At 56.6% G+C, this 4,260-nt stretch carries 3 protein-coding genes; 1 reads left to right on the forward strand and 2 read right to left on the reverse strand.

Going from position 1 to position 4,260, the window contains the following annotated elements; all coding sequences use genetic code 11:
• Positions 1 to 22: 22 nt before the first annotated feature.
• Together BDE01S_RS08670 and BDE01S_RS08675 are read right to left on the reverse strand one after the other, a co-directional pair.
• Complete coding sequence (locus BDE01S_RS08670) at positions 23 to 625, reverse strand: DUF4230 domain-containing protein (RefSeq protein WP_066080274.1); 603 nt, start codon at positions 623 to 625, stop codon at positions 23 to 25.
• 213 nt (positions 626 to 838) lie between these two features.
• On the reverse strand, positions 839 to 2,308 hold the full coding sequence (locus BDE01S_RS08675; protein WP_066080277.1) for a DUF3360 family protein: 1,470 nt from the start codon (positions 2,306 to 2,308) through the stop codon (positions 839 to 841).
• 626 nt (positions 2,309 to 2,934) lie between these two features.
• Between BDE01S_RS08675 and ribBA the strand changes: the two genes are divergently transcribed.
• The coding region (gene ribBA, locus BDE01S_RS08680; protein WP_066080280.1) for a bifunctional 3,4-dihydroxy-2-butanone-4-phosphate synthase/GTP cyclohydrolase II at positions 2,935 to 4,260 on the forward strand (1,326 nt) is incomplete at its 3' end.

A 4,260-nucleotide genomic window follows, 5' to 3' on the forward strand; every position in this document is an offset into this window, starting at 1 on the left:
GTGTTTTATATACCTCGCCGCTTCACACTTTGCACACCGGCGCGGCCGCCGGATACACCGATACCTGCGTTTGCGACAGCGCAAACAGGTTTTCCAGCTGCGCTTGCGCTTGGCGGGTGCTGTGTTGCAGGATGTCTGCTTTGCAGGCGGCGGCGAGCACCTGCTTTTTGGCTTCGCGCTGCACTTGGCTGAATACGGCTTTGTCGGGCGGCAGCAGGTTGAGTGTGCCGGTTTGCAGGTCATACACTTCGATGTCTTCCAAATCCACGCTGAGGATTTCTACCGGCGGCAGGCTGATGAGGGCTTTGCCGTCCACCATGCGGACGTGTTCCGCGCTCAGCTTTTCCAAGTCCAGCCCGGCCAAGACTTTGCCGCGCACGACAAACAGGCCGTTTTGCGCGTCCTGCCATAATTTGCGCCAGTCGCCTTTTTTCTCGGTGCGGATAATGGTGTCGATATAGAAAGCGGTGCTTTCCAGGCGGTTGAGTTGTTTAATCTGCATCACCACGCCGTCGCGCGATAAGGCTTTGGCGGCGGTATCGCGGCTTTGTGCGTACCACTGATAGCCCGCCGCCAGCAGGCCGCCCAGCAGCAACAGGCCGAGTGCGCGTAACCATGATTTCATATCGGTATTTCCCCGTGTAACGTATATTTCGTGTTCAAAATCTGCCGATTTTCCACTTATGCAAGGGCGGGCAGGCGGCTGAAATCAAGCAGAATACAGCTCATTCAGTCCGAACGCGGATTATATAAGGGGCAATCCCCGATATTTAAAGGTAAAAGGCCGTCTGAAACGCTTGTTAAGTTTCAGACGGCCTGCGGTCTATCAAAGCCTGTATCAGAGGCTTCTAAACTGCTCTAAAAATGCCGGAATACCGGGGAACATACCCACCGCGCCCATGGCCGCGCACAATACGACGAAACCGATAACCGGTACGACCACGCGTCCCATAAAGCCCAATTCGGAGCTGCGCTCTTTACAGCCGATTAAGCCCAAGTTGTCCAGCAGCATGGTCAGCGACCAGCCGAATACGGGATTCACCAGCGCGGAAGAGAAGACCACAATTGCTGCGGATTGCGTGGTTTTGCCTTTGCGGGTCATTTCCATGCCGGCTTCCAAAAGCGGCACATACACGCCGACCACCAAGGCCACGCTCAATACCGGCTGCCAGATGGCCAAATCCATCGGGTAGCCCCAGATACTGGCGATGATACAGAACAAGGCAGTCAACACCGCGCCTGCGGGAATCGGGCGCTTGGCAATCGAGGCGGGTACGATGTAGGTGCCCCATGAAGAGGTGAAGTTGGCACCGCCCAATACCGAGCCTGCAACCTGGCGCGCCGAGCAGCTGACCATGGTATCGTCGATATTCATCTGCACTTTTTCCGTGCGCTCGGGGTAGCTGATTTTTTGGAATACCTGATGGCCGAGGAAATCGGGCGACCACATCGCCACCGCCAGTACGGCAAACGGGAACACGACCAGGAAGCTGTTGAAATCGGGCAGACCCAGCATCCAGCCGCTGTTTTCACCCCACCAGTAGGCTGGGCTCATCGGCGGCAGCCCCGGCTCGGTGTTGAAGGAGAAGGGCGCGCCCAGCAGATAAGCGGTCACACCGGCCAGCACGCAGCCCAGCGGCACGGCCAGCCAGCGTTTGCGCCAATGCTCGAGCAGGGCATACATCAGAATTGTGCCCAAAATGATGATGAACGCGACATGAGACTTACCGAAGCCGTCCGCCCATTGAAACAGCTTGGCCACCTGCCCGGTGGTGCCGATAAAGCCCAAATACAGCAGCAGGCCGCCGCAGACGCCGTTACTCGTCAGCTTCGCCATTAGGCTGCCGCCTTTGGTAATCCCGAGCAGGAAGCCGAATATGCCGATAAGCAGGCCGAAAGCCAGCGGATGGCCGCCGGCGGCCACCACAATCGGAATCAGCGGAATCAGCGGGCCGTGCGTGCCCGGCAGGTTGGCACTGGGCAGGAAGAAGCCCGAAAGCAGCAGGATAAAGAGGGCGGCAATCAGCAGCTCGTAGCGCACGTTTTCCAATACAAAGCCGTCGGGCAGCCCCAAGGGGCCGGCAAAAGCAGCGGCAACCGCGCCGACCATCACCACTTTGCCGATGGTGCCGGCAAAGGCGGGAATCATATCTTCAAATTCAAAGCGGTAGTCGCGGAAAGGCAGGTTTATCCGCCAGCGTTTCGGCTGCATGATTTGCAGCTCGTGGTCCAGATACGCTTCGCGCGAAGCGAAAGAAGAAGCCGGACGGTGCAATTCGGTATAAGACGGTTCGCGTTTCTCATCCATAGTTGTTTACCTCTTTTTCTTTTCATTTGTTTTACCAAACTTAGCGATACTAGCACAGCAAAAAACGCCCCGCCATACAATATTTCACGCAGTTACAAGGCGGATATTGCTTGCAATCTTAATAAATCCACACAAAAAGCCGTTCAGGTAAATAGGTATTTTTTATGACTTTTTAACGCCCGGGTCGTAGGGAGTGGCAGTTTTTCCTTAGGAAGTGTTAAATTTCGATAAGCAAATCAAGCCTGTTTGCGGCGGATGCGGCCGTGCGGGTCAGGCCGTCTGAAAAACAATGAAGCCGGGGGCGGAGCAGGGCGGCGGATTTTGTTTGTATCGTAACGAATTTTGTTTGATTGCCCGATGGCACACAGCAATCTTTACATTTGGTGCGGCAGGGCGGATTGGTCTGTATCGCGCTGTGCCCGATGGCCGGATAGGGAAGTTACTGCAAAGCGCACGGAATACGGCTTGCGGCGCGGCTTCAGGCCGTCTGAAAATCCGTGTAGCGGCTGTTTCAGATGGCTTTGGGCTAAGATGACCAAAAAGTAAATGATACCGCCGCCGGCAGATTTGCTTTTTGGTAAACTTCGGCCTAAAATCCAAACAGCTTTTCCCGCAGAGGAGCCAGAATGACTGTTGCCGAGTGCCGCCGCCGCAACCTGCGGCATTGGATAAACGAGCGCTACGGCGGGCGGCAGAGCCACTTTGCCGCTGCTGTTGCCATCAATCAGGGCGAACTCTCCGCCCTGCTGAAAAACAAATCTTTCGGTGAGAAAAAAGCACGCAAACTCGAAGCCGCCGCCGCCATGCCGCCGCTGTGGCTCGATACCGCGCACGAACCAACCTGTTTGAAAGAAAGCCGCACCATGACCCATATTTCTACCGTTCCCGAAATTCTGGCCGACATCAAAGCCGGCAAAATGGTCATCATTACCGACGCCGAAGACCGCGAAAACGAAGGCGATTTGCTGATGGCCGCGCAATTCGTCACCCCCGAAGCCATCAATTTTATGATTAAACACGCGCGCGGCCTGGTCTGCCTGCCGATGGAAGAAGCCATGGTCGAAAAGCTCGGCCTGCCGATGATGACCCAGAAAAACGGCGCACAATACGGTACCAACTTCACCGTCTCCATCGAAGCGGCCAACGGCATTGCCACCGGCATCTCCGCCGCCGACCGCGCCCTGACCATTCAGACGGCTGTATCGCCTGCCGCCAAGCCCGAAGACATTGTGCAGCCCGGCCACATCTTTCCGCTGCGCGCCCAAAAAGGCGGCGTGCTCGTGCGTGCGGGGCACACCGAAGCCGGCGTCGATTTGGCGCAGATGTGCGGCCTGATTCCCGCCGCCGTGATTTGCGAAATCATCAACGACGACGGCACCATGGCGCGTATGCCCGAATTAATCGAGTTCGCCAAAACCCACGACCTGAAAATCGGCACGATTACCGATTTGATCGAATACCGCAGCCGCACCGAAAGCCTCTTGGAAGAAATGGGCGATGCCGCTGTGCAGACACCGTGGGGCGAGTTCCAACAACATGTTTACGTTGACAAATTATCCGGCGAAACCCATCTGGCGCTGGTTAAAGGGCAGCCGTCTGAAGAGACCGAAACCCTCGTGCGCGTACACGAACCCTTCAGCGCCATGGATTTCATCCAGCCCAACCCGCGCCACTCTTGGACGCTGCCGCAAGCCCTACAGCGCATTCAGGAAGCCGAAAGCGGCGTTATCATCCTGATGCACCGCAAAGAAGACGGCGCGGCACTGCTCGACCGCACCCTGCCGAAAAGCGCCGCCCAAGCCTACAAATGGGACAGCAAAAGCTACGGTATCGGCGCGCAAATCCTGGCGAACCTGAACGTGAAAAAACTGCGCGTACTGGGCCAGCCCTCATCGTTTACCGGCCTGACCGGCTTCGGCTTGGAAGTCACGGGCTTTGAGGAAGCGGGTAAA

Origin of the sequence: Bergeriella denitrificans NBRC 102155, assembly GCF_001592185.1 — a bacterium.
In the GTDB taxonomy this organism is placed as follows: Bacteria; Pseudomonadota; Gammaproteobacteria; order Burkholderiales; family Neisseriaceae; genus Neisseria; species Neisseria denitrificans.

Excerpts from the sequence above, each read along its gene's own strand:
- BDE01S_RS08670 (WP_066080274.1), bottom strand. The coding sequence starts at position 625 with ATGAAATCATGGTTACGCGCACTCGGCCTGTTGCTGCTGGGCGGCCTG.
- BDE01S_RS08675 (WP_066080277.1), bottom strand. The coding sequence starts at position 2,308 with ATGGATGAGAAACGCGAACCGTCTTATACCGAATTGCACCGTCCGGCT.